Source organism: Paenibacillus lactis (assembly GCF_017873605.1).
GTDB lineage: Bacteria > Bacillota > Bacilli > Paenibacillales > Paenibacillaceae > Paenibacillus_AQ > Paenibacillus_AQ lactis.
In genome coordinates this window covers 142,033-167,582 of sequence record NZ_JAGGKI010000004.1, presented here as the reverse complement: position 1 = coordinate 167,582, position 25,550 = coordinate 142,033, and the positions used below count along the sequence as shown (strand labels likewise).

The 25,550-nt window shown below is 52.6% G+C and carries 22 protein-coding genes and 1 pseudogene; 13 read left to right on the top strand and 10 right to left on the bottom strand.

The genetic code is table 11. The features are described 5' to 3' along the window. Nucleotides 1–31: 31 nt before the first annotated feature. From J2Z18_RS09365 to J2Z18_RS09345, 5 genes and pseudogenes are all read right to left on the bottom strand, one after another. A pseudogene (locus J2Z18_RS09365) lies at nucleotides 32–1,391 on the bottom strand (lytic polysaccharide monooxygenase). Between the two features lie 466 nt (nucleotides 1,392–1,857). After that, nucleotides 1,858–2,592, bottom strand: a complete 735-nt coding sequence (locus J2Z18_RS09360; RefSeq protein ID WP_210094605.1) for an RluA family pseudouridine synthase — start codon at nucleotides 2,590–2,592, stop codon at nucleotides 1,858–1,860. A 4-nt stretch (nucleotides 2,593–2,596) separates the two neighbouring features. After that, nucleotides 2,597–3,460: a class I SAM-dependent methyltransferase gene (locus J2Z18_RS09355; RefSeq protein ID WP_007129912.1), complete on the bottom strand. Its 864-nt coding sequence runs from the start codon at nucleotides 3,458–3,460 to the stop codon at nucleotides 2,597–2,599. Between the two features lie 165 nt (nucleotides 3,461–3,625). Further along, nucleotides 3,626–4,144, bottom strand: a complete 519-nt coding sequence (locus J2Z18_RS09350) for a GNAT family N-acetyltransferase (protein ID WP_007129913.1) — start codon at nucleotides 4,142–4,144, stop codon at nucleotides 3,626–3,628. 76 nt (nucleotides 4,145–4,220) lie between these two features. Continuing rightward, a complete protein-coding gene (locus J2Z18_RS09345; protein ID WP_210094604.1) occupies nucleotides 4,221–6,239 on the bottom strand; it encodes an endonuclease MutS2 in 2,019 nt (672 codons plus the stop codon). A gap of 601 nt (nucleotides 6,240–6,840) precedes the next feature. On the opposite strand from J2Z18_RS09345, the gene pepF reads away from it, so the two are divergent. Further along, a complete protein-coding gene (gene pepF / locus J2Z18_RS09340; protein WP_007129915.1) occupies nucleotides 6,841–8,640 on the top strand; it encodes an oligoendopeptidase F in 1,800 nt (599 codons plus the stop codon). 59 nt (nucleotides 8,641–8,699) lie between these two features. Here the strand turns inward: pepF and J2Z18_RS09335 are convergent, their stop codons facing one another. Continuing rightward, on the bottom strand, nucleotides 8,700–11,729 hold the full coding sequence (locus J2Z18_RS09335; protein ID WP_210094603.1) for a PAS domain-containing protein: 3,030 nt from the start codon (nucleotides 11,727–11,729) through the stop codon (nucleotides 8,700–8,702). A gap of 417 nt (nucleotides 11,730–12,146) precedes the next feature. On the opposite strand from J2Z18_RS09335, the gene J2Z18_RS09330 reads away from it, so the two are divergent. From J2Z18_RS09330 to J2Z18_RS09315, 4 genes are all read left to right on the top strand, one after another. After that, nucleotides 12,147–12,491 (top strand): hypothetical protein, encoded by a 345-nt coding sequence (locus tag J2Z18_RS09330; RefSeq protein WP_007129917.1) that lies wholly within the window; start codon nucleotides 12,147–12,149, stop codon nucleotides 12,489–12,491. Between the two features lie 266 nt (nucleotides 12,492–12,757). After that, a complete protein-coding gene (locus J2Z18_RS09325; RefSeq protein ID WP_007129918.1) occupies nucleotides 12,758–13,213 on the top strand; it encodes a VOC family protein in 456 nt (151 codons plus the stop codon). Next, nucleotides 13,180–14,004: a DNA alkylation repair protein gene (locus J2Z18_RS09320; RefSeq protein WP_232239199.1), complete on the top strand. Its 825-nt coding sequence runs from the start codon at nucleotides 13,180–13,182 to the stop codon at nucleotides 14,002–14,004. The genes J2Z18_RS09325 and J2Z18_RS09320 overlap by 34 nt, the downstream gene beginning before the upstream one ends. A 28-nt stretch (nucleotides 14,005–14,032) precedes the next feature. Then, on the top strand, nucleotides 14,033–14,617 hold the full coding sequence (locus tag J2Z18_RS09315) for a TetR/AcrR family transcriptional regulator (RefSeq protein WP_007129920.1): 585 nt from the start codon (nucleotides 14,033–14,035) through the stop codon (nucleotides 14,615–14,617). 204 nt (nucleotides 14,618–14,821) lie between these two features. Here J2Z18_RS09315 and J2Z18_RS09310 read toward each other — a convergent pair whose 3' ends face one another. Further along, nucleotides 14,822–15,775: an aldo/keto reductase gene (locus J2Z18_RS09310; protein ID WP_007129921.1), complete on the bottom strand. Its 954-nt coding sequence runs from the start codon at nucleotides 15,773–15,775 to the stop codon at nucleotides 14,822–14,824. 22 nt (nucleotides 15,776–15,797) lie between these two features. After that, nucleotides 15,798–16,793 carry a Gfo/Idh/MocA family protein gene (locus J2Z18_RS09305; RefSeq protein WP_040738639.1) on the bottom strand — a complete coding sequence of 332 codons (996 nt, stop codon included), beginning with the start codon at nucleotides 16,791–16,793 and terminating at the stop codon, nucleotides 15,798–15,800. Nucleotides 16,794–16,919: 126 nt separating this feature from the next. On the opposite strand from J2Z18_RS09305, the gene J2Z18_RS09300 reads away from it, so the two are divergent. After that, nucleotides 16,920–17,756 carry a helix-turn-helix transcriptional regulator gene (locus J2Z18_RS09300; protein WP_007129923.1) on the top strand — a complete coding sequence of 279 codons (837 nt, stop codon included), beginning with the start codon at nucleotides 16,920–16,922 and terminating at the stop codon, nucleotides 17,754–17,756. Nucleotides 17,757–17,919: 163 nt separating this feature from the next. Next, the gene (locus J2Z18_RS09295; RefSeq protein WP_007129924.1) at nucleotides 17,920–18,510 is read left to right on the top strand and encodes a C40 family peptidase; all 591 of its coding nucleotides are present in this window, start codon (nucleotides 17,920–17,922) and stop codon (nucleotides 18,508–18,510) included. A 203-nt stretch (nucleotides 18,511–18,713) separates the two neighbouring features. On the opposite strand, the gene J2Z18_RS09290 is transcribed toward J2Z18_RS09295, so the two are convergent. Together J2Z18_RS09290 and J2Z18_RS09285 are read right to left on the bottom strand one after the other, a co-directional pair. Then, nucleotides 18,714–19,526, bottom strand: a complete 813-nt coding sequence (locus J2Z18_RS09290) for a hypothetical protein (RefSeq protein ID WP_007129925.1) — start codon at nucleotides 19,524–19,526, stop codon at nucleotides 18,714–18,716. A 217-nt stretch (nucleotides 19,527–19,743) separates the two neighbouring features. Further along, complete coding sequence (locus J2Z18_RS09285) at nucleotides 19,744–20,358, bottom strand: DUF1796 family putative cysteine peptidase (protein WP_007129926.1); 615 nt, start codon at nucleotides 20,356–20,358, stop codon at nucleotides 19,744–19,746. A 469-nt stretch (nucleotides 20,359–20,827) separates the two neighbouring features. On the opposite strand from J2Z18_RS09285, the gene J2Z18_RS09280 reads away from it, so the two are divergent. The 6 genes from J2Z18_RS09280 to J2Z18_RS09255 all read left to right on the top strand — a co-directional run bounded on the left by J2Z18_RS09280 (nucleotide 20,828) and on the right by J2Z18_RS09255 (nucleotide 25,528). Next, entirely contained in the window at nucleotides 20,828–22,213 is a 1,386-nt protein-coding gene (locus tag J2Z18_RS09280) for an MATE family efflux transporter (protein ID WP_040738595.1), read from the top strand. A gap of 179 nt (nucleotides 22,214–22,392) precedes the next feature. Continuing rightward, on the top strand, nucleotides 22,393–22,653 hold the full coding sequence (locus J2Z18_RS09275; protein WP_007129928.1) for a metal-sensitive transcriptional regulator: 261 nt from the start codon (nucleotides 22,393–22,395) through the stop codon (nucleotides 22,651–22,653). A 136-nt stretch (nucleotides 22,654–22,789) separates the two neighbouring features. Continuing rightward, nucleotides 22,790–23,017 carry a sulfurtransferase TusA family protein gene (locus tag J2Z18_RS09270; RefSeq protein WP_007129929.1) on the top strand — a complete coding sequence of 76 codons (228 nt, stop codon included), beginning with the start codon at nucleotides 22,790–22,792 and terminating at the stop codon, nucleotides 23,015–23,017. Nucleotides 23,018–23,080: 63 nt separating this feature from the next. Next, nucleotides 23,081–23,566: a DsrE/DsrF/DrsH-like family protein gene (locus J2Z18_RS09265; protein WP_007129930.1), complete on the top strand. Its 486-nt coding sequence runs from the start codon at nucleotides 23,081–23,083 to the stop codon at nucleotides 23,564–23,566. Between the two features lie 145 nt (nucleotides 23,567–23,711). Next, nucleotides 23,712–24,299, top strand: a complete 588-nt coding sequence (locus J2Z18_RS09260; protein WP_007129931.1) for a sulfurtransferase TusA family protein — start codon at nucleotides 23,712–23,714, stop codon at nucleotides 24,297–24,299. A 101-nt stretch (nucleotides 24,300–24,400) separates the two neighbouring features. Further along, the gene (locus tag J2Z18_RS09255) at nucleotides 24,401–25,528 is read left to right on the top strand and encodes an MBL fold metallo-hydrolase (RefSeq protein WP_007129932.1); all 1,128 of its coding nucleotides are present in this window, start codon (nucleotides 24,401–24,403) and stop codon (nucleotides 25,526–25,528) included. Nucleotides 25,529–25,550 lie beyond the last annotated feature (22 nt).

Below are 25,550 nucleotides of genomic sequence, written 5' to 3'. Positions count from 1 at the left end.
AGATTTTACTCTAGCGGCCATTTAGCATCCATTATTTCAGGAGCCATAAAGCAGGGACATTGGCTGGCTCCCAGCCCGGAAGAGACGTATGGGCTTGGCGGCATTCATACGTTTTCCCGTCATAGGTTACAAGCGCCCCCTGCTGATAGGAGGTATTTGGAGCCCATGCAGGGATTTCCGGTGCCGACCCGTCCAGCGTCGTTACCTCCAGCGAATTGCTGGCGGCCGATACATTGCCGGCAGCATCGCGTGCTTTCACGGTAAACGTATAGGCTGTACTCGGCGTCAGGCCGGTGACCGTGTAGCTGAGGGCGGTGCCGGAAACGGTCGTAACCAAAGCGTCTCCGCGGTATACTTCGTACCCGGTTACGCCGACATTATCGGTTGCCGCATTCCATGCCAGCGATACGCTGGTCGATGTAAAGCCGGCGGCTCTCAGATTGGCTGGTGCGGAAGGAGCCTGCGTGTCGGGGAGCGGATCGCTTGTCGAGGCGGTCAGCGGAGCGCTTGCGGCCGAGACGTTGCCTGCCCCGTCGTGCGCCTTCACGGTAAACGTATAGGAGGTTCCTGCTTGTAACCCCGTAACCGTATGGCTCAGGGTAGTCCCGGATACCGTGGCGACCCGGGAGGAGCCTTGGTAGACTTCATAGCCGGTTACACCGACATTGTCCGTTGAGGCGTTCCAAGCGAGCGAGATAGAGCTGCTGGTCGCTCCGGTCGACCGAAGGCCGGCGGGACGCTCGGAGGCTGTGTATCCTGATTGCCACCGCCATTGTTCAAATTCACGTCGATGACGTTATAGAAGGCGTGCCCGTATCGGCGATTTCCCATACGGCGAGAATCAGATAGTAGCCGCTGCGGTCGTTCGGAACGTTGCATGTATGCGTTACCGTGTTCGGCGGTCTTTTGCCTCCGTCATTGAAGGAGCAGAACAGCTCGAGATCGGCTCTTGCCAGCGGCTTGTTGGAATCCCAGCCCTTCTTCGTAATATAATACTTCCAATCGGATGTCGCATGCGGGGCAGTCAGCACCCATTTAAAAGTGTTCGGACCGCCGTTCATGTTCACTTTGCTCCAGCGGGTCGGGGTTTGCTCATAGAGCTCGGTAAATATGCCTGCGCCCGTGATTTGCCCGTCAGCCGGTCCGCCCGTCGGGAAATTTCCTTTCCCTTCCAGGGACTGCGGTTCATAAATAATCCGGCCGCAATTTTTATTCTCGCCGAGCTTGCATTTGTAGGCACGACTGGCAGGCGATTCGATATAGCCATGTGCGGATGCAGTATTCGCCGTGATGACCATCACGAGGAAGAACAGCAGCAAACTTCCGAGAAAAATCCACAGCGGTTTCAACGACAGGCGGCGTGGAGCTTGAACGTGAACGTTTTGAATCATGAAAATCCCTCCTTCAACATGTGTACTTCTTTATGAATAGTCTGGTTGCAAGCTTCAGCCATTCTTAGGTCAAGTGCAGCGCTTTGATAACGACCAACGATGCAAATGACAGGCTGACTTCGGATCTCTCACCTCCTTAAAAATTGAATTCTATATAAACTCAAAGGGAATGAGTTTATACCATGATTGTACAAATTAACTAAATAATGTTAAACTATTCTGATAACTATTCTTCAGTATTCCTCGGGTCGTGTAAAGGATAATATTGTATTTTTGAGGGATAAAATATTTGAGTCTGATCGGGTGGCCATATAAAAAGACGAGATCCGCTTCGAAGTGAGCAGCGGATCTCGTCTTTTATGTCCAGCATGGAAAGCCGTTGGTCATGCTGTTGGTTATCATCAAATATTTCTTGTCCAACGATTCAAACGAAAGGAAATGAGCTTGATAGAGTTCCTTCTTACGATCATTGGCTTTGGAGCGTTCGCATCAACGCATCCATGGAGAACTGGGACCATGGATGAACGGCAGGGGGCGTCGATAAAATGTTAACTTCGTCTTTGGTGGTAGGGTGGGGGAATCCGACCCGTACAGACCAGAGCGCAATTTGCTGCCCGGCTTGATTCACCTTGCTGCCGTATTTTTGATCCCCATAGAGGGGGTTTTCCGCATGGCTGAATTGCACGCGGATTTGATGCGGCCGGCCCGTGTGCAGCTCGATCAGCACAAGACTTAGGCCATTCTTGGATTCAAGGACGGTGTAATCCAATAGCGCTTCCTTTGCTCCATCCGTGCCTTTGGGAACGACCCGGACCGTGTTTGTCTTCGTATCCTTCAACAGGAAATCGTGAAGCCTTCCGGAAGGCTTTGACGGAATACCGTGAACGATGGCCGCATACTGCTTATGAAAGTTCCTTGAGCGGACGGCTTCCGATAAACGGGAGGCTGCCTTGGAGGTTTTGGCAAACACCATGGCTCCTCCGACCGGACGGTCCAAGCGGTGCACCAATCCCAGATACACATTGCCCGGTTTGTTGTACCGTTCTTTGATGTCCTGCTTCAGGATGGTCAGCATATCGGGATCGCCCGTAGCATCCTCTTGGGACGGCACATTGACCGGCTTGGCTACACCGAGCACATGATTATCCTCGAAGAGAATCGGTACGCTCGGGTGCACGCGGTTAGAATCCCGGTTACTCATCGCATCAGGACTCCCATCTGCCGAGAATGCCGCATGGGAGGTTCAGTCCGGAGCGTGTGATCGGAAGACCGATTTCACCGGCGCTGATCGTACCGCCATACTTGGGCTTCATCGTCATGGAGAGCATATTGTGCAGAACGGTCGGTGAAATGCCGGTCGTATAGGAATTGATCAGCATAAACAGCGGCTGATCGGAGACGATGCTCATGCAGCTTTCGAGGAACGGGTACAGGCTCTGCTCAAGCTTCCATGTTTCGCCTCCCGGTCCGCGGCCGTAGGACGGCGGGTCCATAATGATCGCATCATATTTGTTGCCGCGGCGCTGTTCCCGCTGCACGAATTTAAATACATCATCGGTGATGTACCGAATCGGCTTATCGGCAAGGCCGGATAGAGCGGCATTTTCTTTTGCCCACTGGACCATGCCCTTCGCCGCATCGACATGCACGACCTGGGCGCCGGCATAGGCTGCCGCTACGGTTGCACCGCCGGTGTATGCGAATAGATTAAGCACCCGAATCGGCCGCTTGGCCGCTTGGATTTTGTCCATCATCCAGCGCCAGTTCGCCGCTTGCTCCGGGAACAGGCCCGTATGCTTGAAGTTCGTCGGCCGGATGTGAAATTTTAATTGATCATAGGAGATCGTCCAGCGTTCCGGCAGCTGCTTCTTCATCTCCCACTGGCCGCCTCCGGACGAGCTGCGGTGGTAGTGGCCGTGCACGTTCCGCCATAATCCGTCCTCCCGTTCGATAGGCCAGATGATCTGCGGATCCGGGCGCCGAAGAATAACATCGCCCCAACGCTCCAGCTTCTCGCCGCCGCCGGTATCAAGAACCTCGTAGTCTTGCCAATCCTGAGCTACATACATGTTGAAATCCATCCTTCAAATAGTCATTTAGATTTTATTGTACAACAAACCGGAAGCCGAATGCCACCTAGTACAGCCGGTGAGCGTGAAGGGATAGTGCTTGCTTTTACGGCCTGCTGGAATAGACGGCGCGATCCTGTCCGGTGCGCGGCTTCCGTGCTTTTTTTAGCCGAGTCCTTCGAATGAAGAGTGGAAACGAAATTCCCCCTGCATCGATTCAAGAGCGCCTCGTTGAAGCTCTGCTACCATAAAGACCTCGTCGGGCACCGTAAATTGGCGGATCTCGAAGCCGTGGGCTCTGGCCTGAACAAAGCCAAACCGCGGGTAATAGTCCTTGTGGCCGAACAAGAAGACGAGCGGATAACCGTGTGCGCCGCATCGTTTCTTGCCTTCTGCGATAAGCTGTCGGCCGACGCCCCGCTTCTGGTATTCGGGAAGAACCGCAAGCGGTCCGAGGGCGGCCACCTTATGCATCGTCCCCCCGTCATCCAAGGTGGCAGGACTGAACATAATATGGCCGACCACGATGCCGTCATCTTCAGCAACGATGGATAGCTCGGGGTCTATTTCGGGATCCTTGCGCAGCCGTTCCATTAATATTATCTCCTGCTGGCCGCCAAAGGCGCGCAGCAGAAGCTGGTGGACGCTTTCGATATCGCCTTTGTTCTCCGTTCGAATCATCATATCAAAATCTCTCCCTATCAGCGTTGGAATCGGTTCAATGTTCTATACTTGGTTGACGGTAACTCCGCCGGCATATTTATATCTCATCCGGCTTTGTCTCGATTGTAAGTCCATCAATATGTTTCCGTTTCATTAAATGTCGTTTCTTGCGGTTCTCTTTGCTCTCAAATACGATGTCGAGATCATAATCATCCGGATACAATTCTTCAGCGGCGATGAACGGCTTCAGCCGCTTGTGGTTGATCCGATGCTTAGCCTGCTGGATCATTACGCCGACATTCCCCTTGGCATCCATCGTCTCATACACGGTGCCGCTTCGCTTCAAATAAGGCACATAGACCCGGTCGCCGAGGCGGAAAAGGGGAGGAGAGGCGGCCTCTACGTTCTCCGTTGCTGTCGCTCTAGTGCCTGAACCCGAGGACGCTGGGGCCGTAGTCGAAGCTTCATCTGCCTCTGCAATCTCCGGAGCCTCTGTGGATGCCGAGCCTGCTTGTGGCAAGGCAGCTGCAGAGTCGATCTCAGCGGCTTTAGCGCTCGTCTCCCCGGCTTCCGCGATGCGGGCCGTTACCGCTTTGGCCTCCGTAATTTCACGGGATCTCGCGATAATCGATTCCGGAATCCCGAGTTTTGCCGCGATAACAAAGGCATAGCTGTGACCTGCCTCGCCAATGCGCAGCCGGTACAGCGGCTCCAGCGTCTCGGTATCGAATTCCATGCGCGCATTTTCAAATCCCGGGGTGCGTGCGGCAAAGTTTTTAATCTCGGTAAAATGGGTGGTTACGACTACAGTTGATTGACGCTTATGAAGTTCCTCCAATATGGCGATCGACAAGCCGACTCCTTCTCCGGGATCGGTCCCTGAGGCCATTTCATCCAGTAAGATCAACGTGGAGCGGCCGGCGGTTTGGAGGATCTCCCGGATGTTGCGAATATGCGCAGAGAAGGTGCTGAGCGCATGCTCGAGGCTTTGCCCGTCTCCGATATCGACCGCAACCTCGTCGAAGACGGCGCACTGGCTGCCTTCTCCAACGGGAACGAGCAGCCCTGATTGCACCATCAGCGTAATGAGTCCGACGGTTTTAAGCGCCGATGTTTTTCCGCCGGTATTGGGGCCTGTAATGATTAACGTCTTATACCGATCGCCGATCGCAAAATCCAGCGGCACCATGGAAGCGCCGATCAGCGGATGCGTAGCGCTCCGGAGCCGGATCAAGCCTTCCTGATTGATGCCGACGTTCCTGCCACCGATGGACAATGCATATTTGCCTCTGGCGATAATGAAATCATATATGCCGACGGTATCCGCATTCATTCTCAGCTCGTGCTCATACTGCTCGGTCATCGAGGTCAGCTCGCTCAGCACTTTGGTCTCCTCACGGGCTTCATCGGCATGCAGCAGATTCAGCTCCATCTGCAGCGTTTGGAGCTCGGAGGGCTCGATAAACACCGTTTGGCCGCTCGCGGATTCATCCAGCACGCTGCCATTCAACATTTTCCGGAACTCCTTCTTGATCGGCAGGACATACCGGTCGCCGCGCTTACTGATGACATGCTCCTGCATGATCCCTTTATAACGGCTGACAAGACTGTCGAGCTTGCGCTTGATCCGTTCTTCGGCAACAAGGATTTTCTTGCGGATTTTGGCCAAATCTTTGCTGGCGCCGTCAACTACCCGGCCGGCATGGATGCTGCGCTCAAGCTCGGACAGCAGCGGCTTCAGCTCATGCATGGAGGAGGCGTAAGAGCTGACGGTCGGTGCGATGGCGCTCTTGTTCTCCATATATTTGATCAGTTGACGGCAGCTGCGAAGGAACTGGATCAGATGCCCGAAATCCCGTTCGGTTAGCACATACCCGGTACCGATCAGGTCGAGAATCAGCTCGATCCCTTCAAGCGACGGTATGGGTACGCTGGCACCCGCATTCAGCAGCGCACGGGCTTCCTCGGTTTCATCCAGCCTGTGGCGAATGGCTTTCAATTGCGTGAGCGGAGTCATGTTCCGGATATGCTGGATACCCAGATACGACATGGCGAAGCGTTCAAGCTCGCCCAGGATCCGGTAATACTCTAATTTGTTTAATGCGGCAGGATTCATGTTCTTCGATTCTCCTTTTTTGTTCATAATGGCTAGGCAATAGGCTTGGTGATCGTCTCATGGGAAACGCAAATAGGGCGGAAAGTGAACATGGGGTTCACTCTCCGCCCGGGCGTGAGGCTATTCCGATTCGGTATGCTCTTAAGCTGCGCCTAAATAACCCTTGGCCTAGGCAAGGGATGACGAACCTAAAAAATCCGCGCCAAAACTGCAGCGCGGATGAGCATAGCATATCTGAATAAAGCCTAAAGGGGCTTCAATTGATATCCGCAGTTCTTAACTAATTCACCGGAGGAAATGTAGATACGCATCAAGAAATAAACATTAACCTCTACAGGTTATGTCCATTATTTACCAACCTTGACGATCATGCATTCCATCCATATGAAATTGGCTTAGTTAAGAACAACCACCGACATCAAAATCTCTCCTTTAGATAAGGTATGGTCCTACTATAAACATATTCCAGATTAATTGTCAAGGGGCAGGAGGGAAATGGCTGTGTTGGTCGAAACTGTGATATGATGAAAATGGTTTCTTAAACGAAAGATGAACAGACGGGATCCATTCGATCGCACAACATGTGAGAGGAGCTGTAGCCATGGGGAAAATGCTGGCTAGAAATGAGGTTAAAGTCGAAGCAACCTGGAATCTGGACGATTTATTCGCGTCGGAGGAGGAATTCGAATCAGGCTTGCAGGACGTGGAAGCGCAGGCAGCCCGATTGACGCGGTTTAAAGGGAGACTGGGCGAGGGGGCGCATGTGCTTCTTGAATGCTTGAACGAGCATGAAGCGCTTATGGAGCGAATCGGGAAGATATCGGCCTATGCCCATCTCCGGCAATCGGAGGATGGGACCAATCCGGCGAATCTTGCGAGAGCTGCCAAGACGGGCGATTTGGTATCGCGGATCAAATCCTCGCTGACATTCCTTGAATCGGAGCTGCTGGAGCTAGAGGAAGGCGTCATCGATACATATATCCATCAGGAGGAAGGGCTTAAGTCGTATGCTCGCAGCCTGGGGCTGCTCCTGGAAACGAAGCCGCACCGGCTCAGTCCCGAATCGGAGCGCGTTCTTGCATCGCTTAGCGAAGTGCTTGGAGCCCCGTACCGTATTTATTTGCGGGGCAAGCTGTCGGATATGACGTTCGACGATATTTCGGTACGGGAAGAAACGATGCCGGTTTCGTTCCGTTTATACGAGAACGCGTATGAGATGTCGGAGGATACCGAGCTCCGCCGTGAAGCGTATGCTTCGTTCACCAAGTCGCTCCTAGGCTCCCGGCACACATTTGCCGAAGCTTACGCGACCGAGGTGAAGAAACAGGTCGTGCTGTCCCGCTTGCGCGGCTACGAGTCCGTGACGGACATGCTCCTGCAGCCGCAGCAGGTGACCAAGGAGATGTACAATCATATCCACGATACGATTCTTTCCGAGCTTGCTCCCCATATGCGCAGGCTCATGGCCCTGAAGAAGCGGGTGCTCGGTCTGGACCGCATGCTGTTCTGCGACTTGAAGGCGCCGATGGATCCGGACTTCAATCCAAGCATAACCTATGAGGAAGCATGTGCTGCAATTACCGATTCCCTGGCGATTCTGGGTTCTGAATATACGGATATCGTCGAGACCGCATTTGCGAACCGCTGGGTGGATTATGCCGACAACATCGGTAAGTCGACGGGGGCCTTCTGTTCCTCGGTTTACGGCGTGCATTCCTATATTCTGGTGACGTGGGCGGACAACATGCGAGGCGCCTTTACGCTGGCGCATGAGATCGGCCATGCCGGCCATCTGATGCTGGCGGCCCGCAACCAGCGCATGACCAATGCTCGGCCTTCCATGTATTTTATCGAAGCCCCGTCAACGATGAACGAGCTTCTGTTGGCAGACCATCTGATGAGCAAATCCCAGGATAAGCGGATGCGCCGCTGGATCATTCTTCAGCTGCTCAGCACCTACTATCACAATTATGTTACGCATCTGCTGGAAGCTGAATTGCAGAGAAGAGTATATGCGCATGCGACGGCGGATCAGCCGATCACAGCAGATACGCTCTCGTCTTTGAAAGGCGCCGTGCTGTCCGACTTCTGGGGAGATGCACTGGAGCTGGACGAAGGCGCTAAGCTGACCTGGATGAGGCAGCCGCATTACTATATGGGCTTGTACCCGTATACCTATGCGGCAGGTCTGACGGCTTCGACGGCCGCGGCACAGCTCATTCGCGAGGAAGGGCAGCCTGCGGTCGATCGCTGGCTGCAAGTGCTTAAGGCTGGCGGCAGCATGACGCCGCTGGAGCTGATGTCACTCGCCGGAGTCGACATGACGACATCCGAGCCGATCTCTAGAGCCGTAGCCTATGTCGGATCGCTGGTGGATGAGCTGGAGTCCTTATACGCTTAAGCTATCACAAAAAAAAAGGGAGAACCGAAGGCGCGTCTCATGCCAATCGGTTCTCCTTTTTATTCATATGCTTCCTCAACGGGAGTGAGGGACGTGTCCTTTGGCTCTACGGCCCGTGTCGGTATGGAGAAATAGAACGTGGAGCCGCCGAATTCCCGGCTGTCTACCCCGATGATACCGCCCATGAGCTCGACAAGCTTCTTGCTGATCGCGAGTCCCAGCCCGGTGCCGCCGTACTTGCGGTTTAACGATGGATGGAGCTGTGAGAAGGAGAGGAACAGCTGATGCTGACGGTCGGCCGGAATGCCGATCCCGGTATCCGTAACTCGAATCGTCAGCGTAAGCTCACGGGTGCCGATGCGCCGGACGGCGTCGGCAGTCAGCGTCACGCTGCCTTGCTCCGTAAATTTGATGGCATTGCTGATCAAATTGACGAGCACCTGTCGCAGCCGCAAAGCATCCGCAACAATGACATCAGGGACGCTGTCTTCGTTCACGCTCCATGAAAGGGTTAGTCCTTTCTCGCTGGCTTTGGCATTGAACAAGTCTACGACGCTTCCCAGCAGGCTGCGGACATCGATCGGTTCCTCGCCAATCGACATTTTACCGGTCTCGATCCGGCTAAAATCGAGGATATCGTTCAAAATATGCAGGAGCGATTCACCGCTCTCCTTAAGAATGTCCGTATAATTTGCCTGTTCTTCATCGAGGTCGGTCGTCTTTAGGAGATCGATCATCCCCATTATGCCGTTCATCGGCGTACGAAGCTCATGGCTCATCATCGTCAAAAATTCCGTCTTGGCCTGATCTGCCCGCTCAGCCGATTCTTTGGCGCGTATGATCTCTTTCTCATCGGTAATATCGCGGAATACCATCACGGCACCTTTGCGCTCGCCCCGATCCCAGATCGGATTGACTTGGTAATTGGCCAGGAAGCTGGTTCCATCGCGCCGCCACAGCACGATTTCGGTTCGAAGGAGAGGCTTTCCTTGCAAGAGAGCCATCTCAAGGGGGGAGTTCCTCCCGCGGTAAAAGCTGCCGTCATGCCGAATCTCCCTGATGATTTGATCGCAGGATCTGCCGATGACATCACCCGCATCTTCCCCCAGCATGGACGCACCGGCCGGATTGATGAAGGCGACTTTGCCGTTAATGTCCAGCCCGATAAAGCCTTCGGACACCGTGTTCAGCAGCAGCGTGAGCTCGCGGCTCAGCTTCTTGATCTCCTCCATCGAACGGTTGCGCTCCGTAATGTCCCGGGTAATTCCATAAACGCCGACAACCTCTTCATCCACGATGATCGGAATGTTAACGGTATTGATTTCGATCGGATGACCATCCTTGTGAATGATCGACAGGTCATAGCTCTGCGGGTTTCCTTCCTTCGCTTGGTTAAAATGGTACTGCGTCCGCGGCAGATCCTTATCCGCCACGATGGGACCGTAATACATGCCGACAAGCTCGTCCAGCGAATAACCGGTTAATTTCTGCAAATTCGGATTGGCCGTCAAATACTCGCCTTCCAGATTCATGGAGTAGACGGCAAGCGGATTGTACTCGAACAGCGATCGGTACCGCTGCTCGCTTTCCTTCAGCTTGAATTCGATACGCTTCCGTTCGGATATATCGCGGGCGATGGAGATGATTTCACGATGCCCGTCCTGTCCCGTAATGAACTTGCAGTTCACTTCGAACCAAATGTGCCTGCCGCCTTTATGTAAGTAACGGAAGGTGATCGGGGTAAGGGAGGTCTCGTCTAAGGTTCGCTGCAAATACGCTTTGAGCGGCCCGATGTCCTCCGGATATACGTAATCGAATGCACTGGTCCCCACAAGCTCTTCAGGATTATAACCGAGGAGCGAATAACAGGAAGGCGAGCAATATAGAAAGGTACAGTCGTCAATCGTATTCCGCGATATGAAATCCAGCGAATTTTCCGTGATCAGCCTGTATTTCTTCTCGTTCTCAACCAATTGCTGCGCGATCAGTGATTCTTCGGTAATATCCTGGGCCATTCCGACCAGTTCGATCGGTTTGCCTTCGCTTCGGGCCGATACTTCCCACTGTGCCCGGAGCGTACGAATGGTGCCGCCTTCAACCTGAATCCTGTAAATAATCTCGTCGGGCTGTCCCTTGATTGCCGACAGGATCGCACGCCGGAGACGTTTGCGGTCTTCGGTGACAACCGCGGAAAGAAGGGATTTATGATCACGCTCAATCGGCTCCAGTTGGTAGCCGTAAATTCGGCGTATTTCTTCACTGAAGGATAATGTCCGGGTCACAAGATCCCATCTCCAGGAACCGATTTTGGCGATCCGCTGGGCACGGGCGAGCGTGTCTTCATCGATTTTGCGCTTGGTAATATTGCGTGCGATCGCCAGCACCTTTGTTATTTGACCTTCGGCCCCCCGGATGACGTGGAAGGAGGTTTCAAACCATAGATAGTGTCCGTCTTTATGGCGGATACTCCTGTTGAATATTTCGCTATCCGAGAACAGCTTTCCGGGCTGTTTCATTTCTTCGGAGTCGGCCGAATGGTAAAACTCGGCGCGATGCCTGCCAACCATCTCTTCCTGACGATATCCTAACAAGTGGGTTGCGGAAGGGGAGATGTATTCAATGATTCCATCGGCATTGCTGATCGAGATGAGATCTTGTCCGCTCTTCAGGATGAGCGCAAGCAGCTCCTCCTGACCGATCATCGGCAAGGGGGCTTCCTTGATCTCCGCTCGGTCAATGCAGCACAGGATGAGCGGTTCTTTCCCGTTTGCCGGTGACGCCAAGAGAGAGAACTCCGCGGTTATGGACATTGCCCGTCCATCCGCGGACTGAAATGAAATCGTCTCCTGAAGTCCATTGGCGACATCATAGCTTTCAATTCGCTGCAAAGCTTTTTGGGAGAGGCCCTTCAGAACCAGGAGCTCGCGAGGCTTTCGCGTCAGCAGCTCGGAACGCGTGGATCCAAGGATTTCGCAGAAGCGTTCGTTCATCATCACAATCTGCTCTGTCTTTAAGGATATCAAAACCGCCCCGACAGGCAGTTTGTTAAACATGGGTTCCCAGAACCAATCTTCCGTAAAATTCCTCATATCATAGGCTGCCTCCCTGAGAAATGCTCTACCATTTGATCATAGTGGATCGTTCATTGTTCTAGCAATAGATAAAAGGATACAAATCAACATGACAAAACTTATGCGAAAGAGCTTACCGGTAAGCCCTGCGCGTACGAGGTTTGGTGCAAATATGTAGGATGGTACCGAACATGCTCGCCTTTAGCGGGTATTGACCATTTTTATGGGAACCTCCGGTTTCCGCCCTTCAGAAAATAGCTCCTGCGTCTTGTGATAATCCCGCATATGTGTGCTTATACAATTCGTAACCTCCTTGTTTGGTTGTACTATACCCGTATCATTCTGCGTTTAAACTGCTTTTCAGTTGTAGGCTAACACCCTATGCGGGATAATTGCATACTATGCAGGGTAGAAGATAACGAAGGAGGAAGTTTCATGAACACATATCCATCTCAACAACAAATGCTGTTTCAATGCGATCATCATATGGCCCATTCCATGAAAAAGCATAAGGAGAACGCCCATGCTGCCTTGAAAAAGGCGATGAAGCACAAAGTTCGCGTAGAGACGCTGGATGATGAAGTCTTCGAGGGGGTCATCATCAATGTAGACGCCAAATACGTATATATCCAGATCGAGCAGGAAGGAAGCAGAGGCTTTTATCCCGGCTATCCATATCCGAGACCGCCGTTTGCGCCGTATCCGTACAATCCGTATTACAGCAACGTTATCCTGCCGCTCGCACTGTTTGACCTGCTGGCCGTCAGCCTGCTGTGGTAATTATTCATTAGTGCGCGGGGTGCTCCTGAAGGTTCTTGGACCAGGTGCACCCCTTATTTGATAGAGCGATGAAGATCGGCACCCCGCGTGTCAGTGAATAATTGCATTGACGAAAAATACGAGAAAACTGCCGTTGGTTCACGCAGCTTCTCCTCCATCTAGCGTCGATTTTTTGAAGGGAGCGGAAAAAATAATTTCAGCTATTTACATACATGCTGTATGTATGTTAGATTTAAGCCAATCATGAATAAGGAGTTGTTGATCCAGTGAACGTACAAGGCTTTTACCCGGTTATTATGTCCGGGCACATGGAGGAGAGTAAGGATTTTTATACCCGTTTATTTGGCTTTGAGGTTGTCTTTGAAGCGGACTGGTACATAAGCTTGAAAAGAAATGCCGGACCGGACAAGCTGTATGAGCTCGCCGTATTGTCTTGGAATCATGAAACGGTGCCGGCTGCTTTTCAGAGAGAGGTGCAGGGATTGATTCTCAATTTTGAGGTGGACAATGTCGACGCTGAATACGACCGGCTGATCAAGCAAGAGGGTCTCCCGCTTCATTTGGACATTCGCGACGAGGCGTTTGGCCAAAGGCATTTCATCACAAGCGATCCGAGCGGCGTGCTGATCGACATGATCCAGATTATTCCGCCATCCGAGGCCTTTGCGGACAATTACAAGGAAGACGTATGGACCGATCCGGAACCCAAGGCCGTCCAATGACACATTCCCAGCCCTTAAAGAATTATTTCGGGAGGGAGCTTGCCCTGACCCTATCGGATTTGATTCAGCCGCTCGTGGCCCGGTTTCCTGTCGACTCCTTCGTGGAGGCCGTAACCCGGCAATCCGAATCCCTTGAGCTCAAAGGGAGAGTTGCGATGATCGCGGCCGAGCTTCATCAAGCGTTGGCCATGCCGTATGAGGGCAGTTTGGAAGTGCTGCTTGACATCCTCGGCCCGGAAAATGAAACCGAGCAGGGCATGTTCACGAACGGCTATTTTTTAATGCCGGTTGCGTACTATGTCGAGCGTTACGGACTTCAGCATTTTGACCTGTCCATGCATGCCTTATATGAAATCACGAAGCGGCATACTTCGGAGTATGCCATCCGCCCTTATTTGCTGAAGTATGAGGATCAGTGCCTTGAACGATTGAAAGCGTGGAGAACGGATTCCAGCCTGCATGTCCGCCGACTCGTCAGCGAGGGGACACGTCCCCGTCTCCCTTGGGCTAAGCGGATTCCGGTTATAAAGGGGGATCCTTCGCATCACCTTGCTTTGATCGAGCCGCTGCTGAATGATCCATCGTTGTATGTCAGAAAATCCGTGGCCAATCATCTGCACGACCTAAGCAAGGATTACCGGGATTTCGTCATTACTTGGCTGGCGGAGCGACAGCACAGCGGCGGGGAGCATTTTCCTTGGATCGTCCGGCATGCGTGCAGATCATGGATGAAGGGCAGCGAAATGAAGAGCATGCACGAGCTTTTCTCTTCTGCTATATTTACAACATAGAATGAAGATTTGAAGAGAGGCATTTACGATGAAAAGAAGCAAGACGGAAGCGCAGGAGACGATGGAACGTCTGCTGCAGGTTGCAAGAGAAGAGTTCGCGGACAAAGGCTATGCAGACACCGCACTGGAGATGGTCGCGGATATCGCCCAAGTAACCCGGGGCGCGCTCTATCATCATTTTAAGAATAAAAAAGGGCTGTTTCTCGCCGTCCTGGATCTCGTACAGCGCGAAGTTTCAGAACGCGTCGCCTCGGAGGCGGGCCGTTCAAGCGAACCCTGGGAGCAGCTTCTGCTGGGCTGCCGGGCTTTTATCGCCGCGGCGGTAGAACCGCAGAACATGCGGATCATGCTGATCGATGGTCCGGCAGTCGCCGGCTGGGAGACTTGGCGCCAGATGGACGAAATCCATTCGATGCGTCATCTGCGGGAACAGCTGGATGGGATGCAGCAGAAGGGGGAGATGAAACAGCTGCCCGTCGATGCGATGACCCATGCGTTATCTGGCGCAATGAATGAATGCTCGTTGTGGGTGGCGGAAGCGGAGGATACGGCTCAGGCAGCTGATGATTCGATGCGGATTATTGAAACGATGCTGACGGGATTTAGGCGCTGACAGGCCATACTCCGATCGCGGATATCGAAATAGGAGATAAGCAGCCGGCCGGCAAGGAAAAAGCACCCGAATGGAGGGGTTCTCCAAAGTTCGGATGCTTTTTTTTAAAAAAAATTTATGCTCAGCAGAATTATGTGTGCTGCGAGGGAGGCTCAGGTCTGCAGCGTTCGAAAACCTCCTGCTGCCCTTCATCCATCCGGTCGATCAGCTTAACGATAGAGGGAGTTGTTCGCTCGTAAGATCAAGCCAATCCAATTCTTCCCGCGTCAGCTTGATCTTCGCTCCCTCATCACAGGATTTTAGTTCTTCCGCGTTTTGGGCGCCGATCAGCGCGCAGGTCGGGAAGGGCTGATTCAGGACATAAGCGAGTGCGATCTGAATCGTCGTAACCTGCTTGGCTTCGGCAAGCTTCTTGGCCCGCTCGAGCCGCTCCCAGTTGGCATCGCTATAGAACACACGGACCAGATCTGCGTTGTCCCGCACCTCGGGAGTGAATCGCCCCGTGAAAAATCCTCTGGCCTGCGACGACCAGGACAATAGCGGGAATTGCTCGGCTTCATGCCATGCGCATGTCTCTGCATCCGCAGATACGCAGCCTTTCCAGAAAGGCTCATTCGGTTTCGCAAGGCTCAAATTCGGACTGCTGAAGGAGAAGCCGACGAGTCCGTTCGCTTCCGCATATTGATTTGCCTCCCGGATCCGTTCCCAGGTCCAGTTGGACACGCCGATCGCTTTCACGGTTCCGGATTCGATATATTCGTTGAGCGCCTCCACTACCTCGCCAGCCGGAACATTCGGATCGTCGCGATGCAGTGCGTACAGATCGATATAGTCGGTCTGCAGCCGCTGCAGGCTGTCGGTGATGTCATTCTTGATATCCTTCCGGGTCACGCGCGGTCCGTTCTGGTCGTGGTGAGCGCCCTTGGTCAGAATAACAAGCTGCTCCCGGTTGCCACGCTCCTGCATATAACGACCGATCACTTCCTCGCTTTGGCCGCCGCAATAAATATGGGCCGTATCGATCGAATTGCCACCGATGGCCAGAAATGCGTCCAGATTGGCAGCTGCCCGCTCGTAGGAATCATGGTAGAAGTAGTCCGATCCTTTCATCAGCACGGAGACGGGTTTGTTCAATCCCTTGATTGAAATATACTTCATGTTCATACCTCCTTTAAAAATGTCACAGTACGATTCTTGACCGCTCATGGGCGGATTTCAGACATGCGTCAATGACCCTCATATTACGGACGGCATCTTCTGTTGTGTATCGGAGCGGCTTGCCGTCCAGTACCGCTTCGGCGATACGGTCACCCTGCTCGCTGTATGCGTTGGCGGAAGGAACCTCGATTTCCTTCCGGCCTTCACCGGTCGTCAAGAAGAAATTGGCCCCGTTCTCGGGCAGGCTGTATGCATACGGCACCTCGATTAGCCCTTCGGTCCCCACGATTTCAAGCGGATTACGGTAGGCGGCCCACATGCCGCAGTCAAAGGTCAGCGATACGGCACCTTCAAATTCGACCAGTCCGGATGCCATCATGTCGACATGATCATGCTCCGGCGAGAAGAAGGCCTGGACGGTAACGGCTTCAGGCTCTTTATCGAGCAAAATCCGGGCTGCGTTAATCGGGTAACAGCCGACGTCATAAATGGAACCGCCGCCCCAGTCCTTACGGAACCGGACGTTGCCTTGGTTGGCCGAGCTGTTAAAGGTGAAGGCGCTGCGGATGCCTCGGATCTCGCCGATCGCTCCGGATGCGATATATTCCTTCAAGATATCGTACCGCGGGTGGTAACGGTACATGAACGCTTCGGCCAGAATCACGCCGGCCTTCGCTGCGGCATCAGCCATCTCGGCGGCTTCGGCCTCCGTCAGCGCGATCGGCTTCTCGCAGAGCACATGCTTTCCGGCTTCGGCCGCTCGGATGCTCCATTCTTTATGTAAATGGTTAGGAAGGGGAATGTAGACCGCATCAATGTTAGGATCCTCGAGCAGGGCTTCATAGCTTCCATACGAGATATTTATGTTAAGCTCTTCGGCGAGTTGCCTTGCTTTATCCTCCTGCCGGCTCGCGATGGCTGCAACTTCATTGCGACGGGATTGCTGGAGTCCGGGAATGACCGCACGCTTGGCGATGCTGGCGCAGCCCAAAATGCCCCACCGTAGTTTCTTGCTCATCTTCATCAGTTCCTCCTTCGTTACTTGAGTAAGATTATATTGCGATTATAAGAGAGAATAATTAAAATTAATATAATATTATTTTGTATTGGATTAAAACAATATTGTCATCGAGGAGACCTAGGAATGAAACGCCAAATCCACTTGCTGACCCTGCCGGAGATGCCGTTCTTCTGCTTTCCCGAATCGGTGGGCATTTACCGGGAGGAGCCGGAGCACTCGGTTACGCGGGCTGCCGGGGCACTGAACAATTTCAACATTCATTACGTCGCTTCCGGTACGGGGTATGTGGAAATCGATCAGCAAGTGCATACGCTGGGGCCCGGCGAAGCCGTCCTGTATTTCCCCATGCAGGCACAGCGTTATTACAGCAGCGAAGATGACCCATGGGACGTCCGCTGGTTCCATTTTTACGGGAGCGGGCTGCAAAATTATTTGATCGAACGGGAATTTCATCGCAGTCCGCTGTGGAGTGTCCGTCAGCCTGCTGCATTTGAGGAGGCGCATGAAACGCTGTTAAAGGAGGCGGAGAGGCATCGGATGCTGAACCCGGCCCAGCTGTCGACGCTAACCTATTCGCTGCTGACGGTCTTCGTGGAGCAGGCATCCGCGCTCTCTGACCATAAATCCAGCAACTCGGGCAGCCGTATTCTCGAATTGCTGCCGATCATTCAGCAGGAAGCCGCCAAGCCGTTTATACTGGAGGAATGGGCATCAAGGATCGGGGTAAGCACCTATTACTTCTGTAAGCTCTTTCGAAACGTCATGGAAATGACGCCGATGGAATTCGTCACCAGGTGCCGCCTGCAAATGGCCAAGCAATGGCTGCTGGAACACAAGGACAAGACGATCGGACAAATTGCCGTTGAGGCTGGATATCCGAGCGTCAGCTACTTTAATAAGCGGTTTATGGAGCATGAAGGGATGACGCCGTCTTCCTACCGGCGCTTGCACGGAGGATAGTCTGGTCGTCCTGTTCCCACGTACGGGAACGAGCCCGACTTAGGTCCAGGTTCTAATCACTTCTAGAGTCGGTTTTGGCTTTGGTTTAACCGGATTACAATGGAGTTAACGAGGGATTTGACGAAATCCTGACCGATGATCAAGTTAAACGGGGGAAAGACCAATGTCCGATACAAAGAACTTATATATATTGCTAACCGATACGGGAACGATGTTTACGAGGCTGATCAAGCGAATTACGGCTGCGCCGTATAACCACGCTTCCATTGCATTGGATGGCCAGCTTAATGAGGTGTTCAGCTTCGGCCGGAAATGTGCCGATAATCCTTGGGTGGGAGGCTTTGTGGAGGAAGACGTATATGAAGGAACCTTCAGCCATTTTCCGGGTACGCGATGCGCGTTATTGCGCTTTGAGGTGACTCAGGAGCAATATGATCAGGTCCGCGCGGTGATCCAGCGCTATAAAGACGAGGAGGACGCCTACCGGTATAATCTGATCGGATTGTTCGGTGTTCTAATGAGGCTGGATATTACGAGAGAGCGGTCCTACTTCTGCTCTCAATTCGTTGCCGAGACGTTGCGCCAGAGCGGGATTCGCCTGTGGGACCGTTCGTCCACGCTGGTGACGCCGCATGATTTTCTGCTGCACCCCTCGATGGAGGTAGTGTATGAAGGCATGCTGTACGACTATCCGCTTCTAGATCAGACGAGACTGGCAAGCTTCCATCATCCGCTTCAATCGGCGGCACAGTAGAAGGCATCCTGAGGTGCTTGGCATACAGTTGGATAGGATAACGATCATCCTCTGCCGTCCGGCAGAGGATGATTTATTGTGGCCGCTACTCTCCAATGGGAGTCGAGCCGATCCTCATTCGAATCGTGTCCATACTTTCCTATTGAAGTTGTGTCGATACTTTTCAAGCTTGATTCGTCACTAGCCCATAGACAGGGATGCCGTTATTTGATGTGACCATTAGCCTGCCGGATTATCGTTTCGATCCGCTGTTCGTGTTGGAAAACGCTCTTCTTCTTCGCCAGAATTTGGCCGGAGAGGGTGAGCATCCGTGCCAAGGTATCCGATGTCCGTGACGGATCCTGCGACTTTACGGCGGCTTTAAAGTTCTTCCATTCGGTGTTCAACAGCTTGTTCGGGGTCGAGATCGCACTCTTGTCGCTTTTGATTTTGCTCTTATACGGCTCGATCCCGGATAGCACGGACCGCACTTTGGCCGCCTTGCCGGTACGTTCCTTCTTGGCTGCCGTCAGCGCCGCTTGCTTCTGCTTGATATCCTGCCTCCCAATATTCACCAGCAGCTTCATGCTGTTAGCCTGCGTCTGCAGCATCTTGGATAACGTCTTGTCCTTCAATTTCTTGGCTGCCGCAACCTGCCTGTTTAGCGCCGTGTAGCTGTCGAATAAAGGCTGATATTTACGCTTCGCCGCATTCAGCTGTTCCTCCAGATTGCGGATCTTGTCTTTATCCAGATCGCTGATCCTTCTGCGCACTTCCGAAGCCTTGGCTTCGTTGGCATAATGCAGCGAAGCGATTTTATCATCCCATTCCATGGTCTCTTTCCGTTCGGCTTTAAACGTATCATACTGCTTGAGCAGCCTGGTACCGCCCGACCCGCCGGCACGGCCTGCGGTTTCGCTTAGCTGATGGTTGATCGCATCCGTGAATTCGATCGCTGCGGCCGCGGCCTCCCGGACCGGCACTAGACCAATTATCAATTGCATCGCAAGATAGATCATGAACATTTTCTTCATCATGACAGTAATGCCCCTTCCATCCATTGGATTCGTTCCGAAAAGCCGCTCGTAAGCTCATACGAAGTCCGGGTAACAACGCAAAAAAGCACCCGGGCAGCAGGCGTCAATGCCTGGCTTACGGGTGCTTCCTTCGTAAGAATCCAGAATTAGTTTAGTAAAATATACAATATATAACCTATATTTGTCAATCATGTCTATGGTAAATTCTTTAAAAAGTTTAAGCGAGTCGAATCTTTGACAGAATCGCTGCCCATGCTTCCGTATCGCCTTCCCACGTCCTGCCTTTCGGGATGCGAACAAGCCTGGCATCTTCAGCGAACGAAGGCAGCTCCACGATGTCCGAGTCTTCTCCATGAAGAATAAATAGCATGGAAATATGGGGATTGGCATACGTTTCATGGATGGAGGCATAGATGGCTTCGGCATCCTGCTGATGTTGAATGATCCGCACGAGAAGAACGCTTTGGCCGGATGCCAGGCAATCATTAAACCGTGCGATTCTTCGATCCAGCCGTTCCCGAAATTCGGCATAGTCGTGTAGCGGCGGCTGGTCGGGCGTATTTTTAAAATCGTGAAATGACAAACAGGTTGACTGCCGATCGCGCACATAGTAGGTGTTTACGGATTTGCCGTAGATCTCCAAATGCTCGAGCTGCATAAAGCCTTCAAGCCGTCTGCGGATCATGCCGCAAAAATCGGCGGTCGATGCGAAATTGAACCAATCCCAGGGACCTGCCTGACGCCGCAGACCGTTTCGCTTGAGCTGAGCGGCAACCTGGCAGTTATGCCCTAGGCTGAAAATTGCCTCGTACCGGTACGGTTGTGTCTCCATTTCGAAGACCTCCCTTCCAATCTATCATTTCTTATTCTATGTTGATTGATAGAAAGGGTAAGGGCGCAGGAGAATTACAAGGAGCGCTTTAACCTCCTTAACCAACCGTCACAGGTAATTGTTTCGGTAAGCGGATGCGGACCGTTTCGGGCAATCTTCTTTCATTTCCGGCATTTGCATTATTGTGATAGCGGGAAGCTCCCATATACGGCGGTTTACGGTCTATTACTATGGAGCCGGCTCATTGACAGGAGTAGAGGTCAGGTGATATTCTCCAATCAAACACGGGGTTTATCCGGGAAGACAACGAAACGATCCGAATCTGCCCCCTTGCCGCGGGCCCTGCTCCGGCTTGTGAGGTCGGTTACGGCGGCAGCGAATATACCGTTAACCAGAAGCTCTTCACTTACGAAGAGTTTTTTTCATGGCGGAAGAACCGTGTACTACAGCGAAAAGAATGTGATGACAGATGTTGGTTCGACTACGAACCCGAATGAACGGTTTACTACAAAATCATTTTTCCGGAGAGTCGATGGACTACCGGCAAATCTTTGCACTCATGCTTCCGATTCTGATCGACCAGGCTTTTATCATCGGCCTTAACTTGGTCAACACGGCGATGATCAGTTCCTCGGGAGTGGCGGCGGTCAGTGCCGTCAACATGGTCGATGCGCTGAATATTTTTCTGATCAACGTATTCGTAGCGGTGGCTACCGGAGGTACGGTCGTGGTCGCACAGTATAAAGGCAGCGGCAATGGGCAGATGGTGTCCAGGGCTTCTGCGGCTACGGTCACCTCGGTGACGTTTATTGCACTAGCGATCGCGCTGCTTATCATCGGGCTGCATAATCCGATACTCCAGCTTCTGTTCGGCTCCGCTTCGCCGGAGGTATTGGAGAGTGCCCGGATCTACCTGATCGGCAGCGGAACATCCTTTCTAGGAATTGCGGTCGTACAGGCGGTATGCGGAGCGCTCAGGGGCATCGGAAAGACGCGGGCCTCGCTTGCGCTGTCGCTGATTATGAATCTGCTGTATGTGGTGCTGAATATTTTATTTATTACGCTGCTGCATATGGGGGTCTTCGGCATGACCCTGGCCATTAACATTGCCCGTTTTGCGGGCGCGGCCTGCGCGCTGTATTATTTATTCAAGGTCGACGCAACGCTGCATATCCGGCTGAAGGACTTGTTTCATTTTCCATTGTCGATGCTTCGCAAAATCATGTTTATCGGCCTTCCGTTCGCGGCAGAGCAGATGTTCTTCAACGGGGGAAAGCTGCTGACGCAGGTGTTTATCGTAAGCTTAGGCACCTATGCGATCGCTACGAATGCGATCGGCGGATCACTCGCGATGCTGACGCAAATACCCGCGAGCGCCTTGTCGCTGACGATCGTAACGGTAGTCGGCCAATGTATCGGCCGGGGGGATATTGCGGATGCCCGGAAGTTCATCCGGTCATTTCTATGGCTGGGTGCCATCTCTCTGGCGGTAATGGGACTTATCCTGATCCCGCTGTTCAATCCGCTCGTCGGATTGTTTAATCCGCCGCAGGAAATCGTGCATGAACTGTTCGTTGTCATGCTGATCAACGTGATCATTCAGGTCCCGCTGTGGTCGATCAGCTTCATACTCCCCTCCGCACTCCGGGCGGCGGGAGATTCACGGTTTACTTCCATTACCTCCATGATGACCATGTGGCTGTTTCGGGTCATCCTCGGTTACATCATGGGGATCGTGCTCGGCTGGGGCATTCTCGGCGTCTGGCTCGCCATGAACTGCGAGTGGGGCGTGCGGGGCGCGCTCTTCCTATGGCGGTTCCGCGGCAAAAAGTGGTATGCGCATAAACTGATTTAGCTATCATCCCTATATGAGCTAAGCCCCTATCGCGGGGCTTTTTTTATTTCTTCGGCTGACCTGGATCATTTTTCTAACTTGACTATATACCCGGTGGGGTATATATTATAAGCGTGCCACATCCGTATTCTTAGGCTTAATCCTTGAATTTGGATGGAATAAACCGAGGAGGTATGAGGGTGAGATACGATGATCAGATGAAGAACCGGGTAAAACGGATCGAAGGCCAGCTCCGCGGCATTCTGAGGATGATGGAGGAAGGGAAGGATTGCAGGGAAGTCATTACGCAGCTATCGGCGACGCGCGCAGCGATGGACCGGGCGATCGGCGTCATCGTCAGCGCCAACCTCGTGGACTGCGTCAAAGAGGCTGTGGAGAAAGGCCGGGATACGGAGCAGCTAGTGGTTGAAGCGGTGAATCTGCTCGTCCAGAGCAGATAACGTCACAGGCTATCTAAAAGGGCATTTGACCCAGGGATCAGAATTCGCAAAGGGTTGATGTCCATTTGTTTTATCATATTATATACTCATGGGGGTATAAATTAAATGGTTGAAACTACGAAGGAGGAATTTTGGAATGCGTGCTGATCAAGTATTGGATGCCAAAGGCTTGGCATGCCCAATGCCAATCGTTAAAACGAAGAAGGCAATGAAAGACATGGAGCAGGGACAAGTGCTCGAGATTCATGCTACTGATCCGGGCGTGAAGAGCGATTTGACGGCCTGGGCCCAATCGATGGGGAACGAACTGCTCGAGCACCGTGAGGAGGACGGCGTGTTGAAGTTTTGGATCCGCAAAGGATGATTTTTGTATCAATAAATATACCCATAGGGGTAGAAGATCACATAAAAAGGAGGAAGAGATATCGTGATCGAACAGAAGCGAACGACCATTATCTTATTCAGTGGGGATTATGATAAAGCGATGGCGGCCTACATCATTGCTAATGGCGCGGCTGCGTATGACCATGAAGTGACCATCTTTCACACCTTTTGGGGGCTGAACGCCCTGCGGAAGGATGAGGATGTGCTGCTGCCTAAGAAAAAAGGGTTCATGGAGAAAATGTTTGCCAAAATGATGCCGAGAGGCGCCAACAAAATGGGGCTGTCGAAAATGAATTTTGCCGGCATGGGACCTAAAATGATAAAGGATGTCATCAAAAAGCACAATGCGGTTCCGCTGCCGCAGCTGATCGAGATGGCGCAGGAGCAGGATGTCAAGCTGGTTGCTTGCACGATGACGATGGATCTTCTCGGCCTGCAGGCGGAAGAGCTGATGGACGGGATCGAATACGCGGGAGTGGCAGCCTATTTGGGAGATGCCCAGGATGGGAATGTAAATTTGTTTATTTAATGAATTAGGTTCCGTGGCAATTGCGAAAGTGTTCTGAGAATTAAAGCCGTTTTTCTCTAATGAAATAAGATGCATATTAACATTTTTTTATTCGAAATTATACCCCTAAGGGTATATGAAAATCCGAATGGAGGCTAGATCTTTAATGACTACAATACAATCCGATGCGAAGCTGGACGCGAAGGGGCTGGCATGTCCAATGCCGATCGTACGTACGAAGAAAGCGATGAAGGATCTCCAAGCTGGCCAGGTGCTCGAGGTCGAGGCGACGGATCCGGGATCCAAGGCCGATTTGAAAGCCTGGGCGGAAAGCGCCGGGCATCAGTATTTGGGCACGATGGAGGAAAATGGCGTACTGCAGCATTATCTTCGCAAATCGTCCGAGGAGGAAGGAGGAGAGCTCATGTATTCCAATGTGTGCGAACCTGCTGAACTGCAGAAAATGCTGGATTCCGGCGAGTCCGTTGTCGTCTTGGACGTGAGGGAGGCAGCCGAATATGCTTTCCGACACATTCCAAGCGCGGTTTCGATTCCGCTCGGAGAGCTGGAGTACCATTTAGGCGAGCTGAACAAGGATGACAGGATCTATGTAATCTGCCGGTCGGGCGCCCGCAGCGACTTGGCTTCAAAAAAGCTTGCAGACAGCGGCTTTACGCATGTCGTTAATGTCGTACCCGGCATGAGCAGCTGGAGCGGGCAGACGGCCGGCTTGGACAATGGGCAGATGAAGTAACCGGTATAAGTGACGGGAATGGTAGCTCGCACCTCGGTATTCAAAAACGATAGAGGAACTTGATGAATAACCAAACCTAACAATAGAGAGGAAGATACAGGATGGCAATTAGAGCTATGCTTCCGCAGGAAGCGGCAGAGAAGGCAATTCGCAAGAAGCCGTTATTCATTCTTGATGTTCGCAACCCCGCCGATTTTGCAGATTGGAAGATCGAGGGCGAACGATTCAAGCATCTCAACATTCCGTATTACGAGCTGATCGACGGGGTGGAGGAAATATTGGAGCAACTTCCGGCAGAAGAAGAGATTGTGGTCGTTTGCGCCAAGGAAGGCTCGTCCGTTATGGTCGCCGAATTGCTGGCCGAGCAGGGACGGAACGCTGCTTACTTGAAGGGAGGCATGAAAGGATGGAGCGAGCTTCTCATGCCGCTTAAAATCGGAGATTTGAAGGAAGGCGGCGAATTGTACCAGTTCGTTCGGATCGGCAAAGGGTGCCTGTCGTACATGTTGGTGTCCGGCCATGAAGCCGCTTTGTTCGACGCGACACGGATGACCGAGGTATATACTGATTTCGCTGCAAAAATGAATGTGCAGATCAAGCACGTCTTGGATACGCATCTGCATGCCGATCATATTTCGGGCGGGCGAGCCATCGCCGAGGCTGCAGGCGCAAAGTACTGGCTGCCTGCAAAGGACGCCGGAGAGGCGGCATTCAAGTATGAGCCGCTCGAAGACGGAGACGAGATTCTGCTTGGGAGCAGCGTGATCCGGATCGAAGCGCTCCATACCCCTGGTCATACGGCTGGTTCTACCTCATTCCTAATCGATGATCAATATTTGCTGACCGGAGATATCCTGTTCATCGATTCGATCGGCCGTCCGGACCTTGCTGGACATGCGGAGGATTGGGCGGGAGATTTGAGGAAGACGCTGTACTCCATATATAAGGAGCTGTCCGGGGAGCTAGTCGTGCTGCCGGCTCACTTCATGATCATGGACGAGCTGAACGCGGATGGGACTGTAGCGAAGAAGCTTGGCGAGCTGTTTGAAGAAAACCATGGTCTGAACATCCGGGATGAGGAGGAATTCAGATTGCTGGTCACGAAGAGCCTGCCGCAGCAGCCGAACGCCTACTTGGAGATCCGGCAGACCAATATGGGAATGATGCAGCCGAATGCGGAGCAGCAGCGGGACATGGAGATTGGGCCGAACCGATGCGCGGTTCGGTAATAAGGGCATGGAAATATGACCG

Coding starts and splice junctions, on each gene's coding strand:
- J2Z18_RS09360 (WP_210094605.1), bottom strand. CDS start 2,592: ATGAGTAACCGGGATTCTAACCGCGTGCACCCGAGCGTACCGATTCTC.
- J2Z18_RS09355 (WP_007129912.1), bottom strand. CDS start 3,460: ATGTATGTAGCTCAGGATTGGCAAGACTACGAGGTTCTTGATACCGGC.
- J2Z18_RS09350 (WP_007129913.1), bottom strand. CDS start 4,144: ATGATGATTCGAACGGAGAACAAAGGCGATATCGAAAGCGTCCACCAG.
- J2Z18_RS09345 (WP_210094604.1), bottom strand. CDS start 6,239: ATGAATCCTGCCGCATTAAACAAATTAGAGTATTACCGGATCCTGGGC.
- pepF (WP_007129915.1), top strand. CDS start 6,841: ATGGGGAAAATGCTGGCTAGAAATGAGGTTAAAGTCGAAGCAACCTGG.
- J2Z18_RS09335 (WP_210094603.1), bottom strand. CDS start 11,729: ATGAGGAATTTTACGGAAGATTGGTTCTGGGAACCCATGTTTAACAAA.
- J2Z18_RS09330 (WP_007129917.1), top strand. CDS start 12,147: ATGAACACATATCCATCTCAACAACAAATGCTGTTTCAATGCGATCAT.
- J2Z18_RS09320 (WP_232239199.1), top strand. CDS start 13,180: ATGGACCGATCCGGAACCCAAGGCCGTCCAATGACACATTCCCAGCCC.
- J2Z18_RS09315 (WP_007129920.1), top strand. CDS start 14,033: ATGAAAAGAAGCAAGACGGAAGCGCAGGAGACGATGGAACGTCTGCTG.
- J2Z18_RS09310 (WP_007129921.1), bottom strand. CDS start 15,775: ATGAAGTATATTTCAATCAAGGGATTGAACAAACCCGTCTCCGTGCTG.
- J2Z18_RS09305 (WP_040738639.1), bottom strand. CDS start 16,793: ATGAGCAAGAAACTACGGTGGGGCATTTTGGGCTGCGCCAGCATCGCC.
- J2Z18_RS09300 (WP_007129923.1), top strand. CDS start 16,920: ATGAAACGCCAAATCCACTTGCTGACCCTGCCGGAGATGCCGTTCTTC.
- J2Z18_RS09295 (WP_007129924.1), top strand. CDS start 17,920: ATGTCCGATACAAAGAACTTATATATATTGCTAACCGATACGGGAACG.
- J2Z18_RS09290 (WP_007129925.1), bottom strand. CDS start 19,526: ATGATGAAGAAAATGTTCATGATCTATCTTGCGATGCAATTGATAATT.
- J2Z18_RS09285 (WP_007129926.1), bottom strand. CDS start 20,358: ATGGAGACACAACCGTACCGGTACGAGGCAATTTTCAGCCTAGGGCAT.
- J2Z18_RS09280 (WP_040738595.1), top strand. CDS start 20,828: ATGTTGGTTCGACTACGAACCCGAATGAACGGTTTACTACAAAATCAT.
- J2Z18_RS09270 (WP_007129929.1), top strand. CDS start 22,790: ATGCGTGCTGATCAAGTATTGGATGCCAAAGGCTTGGCATGCCCAATG.
- J2Z18_RS09260 (WP_007129931.1), top strand. CDS start 23,712: ATGACTACAATACAATCCGATGCGAAGCTGGACGCGAAGGGGCTGGCA.
- J2Z18_RS09255 (WP_007129932.1), top strand. CDS start 24,401: ATGGCAATTAGAGCTATGCTTCCGCAGGAAGCGGCAGAGAAGGCAATT.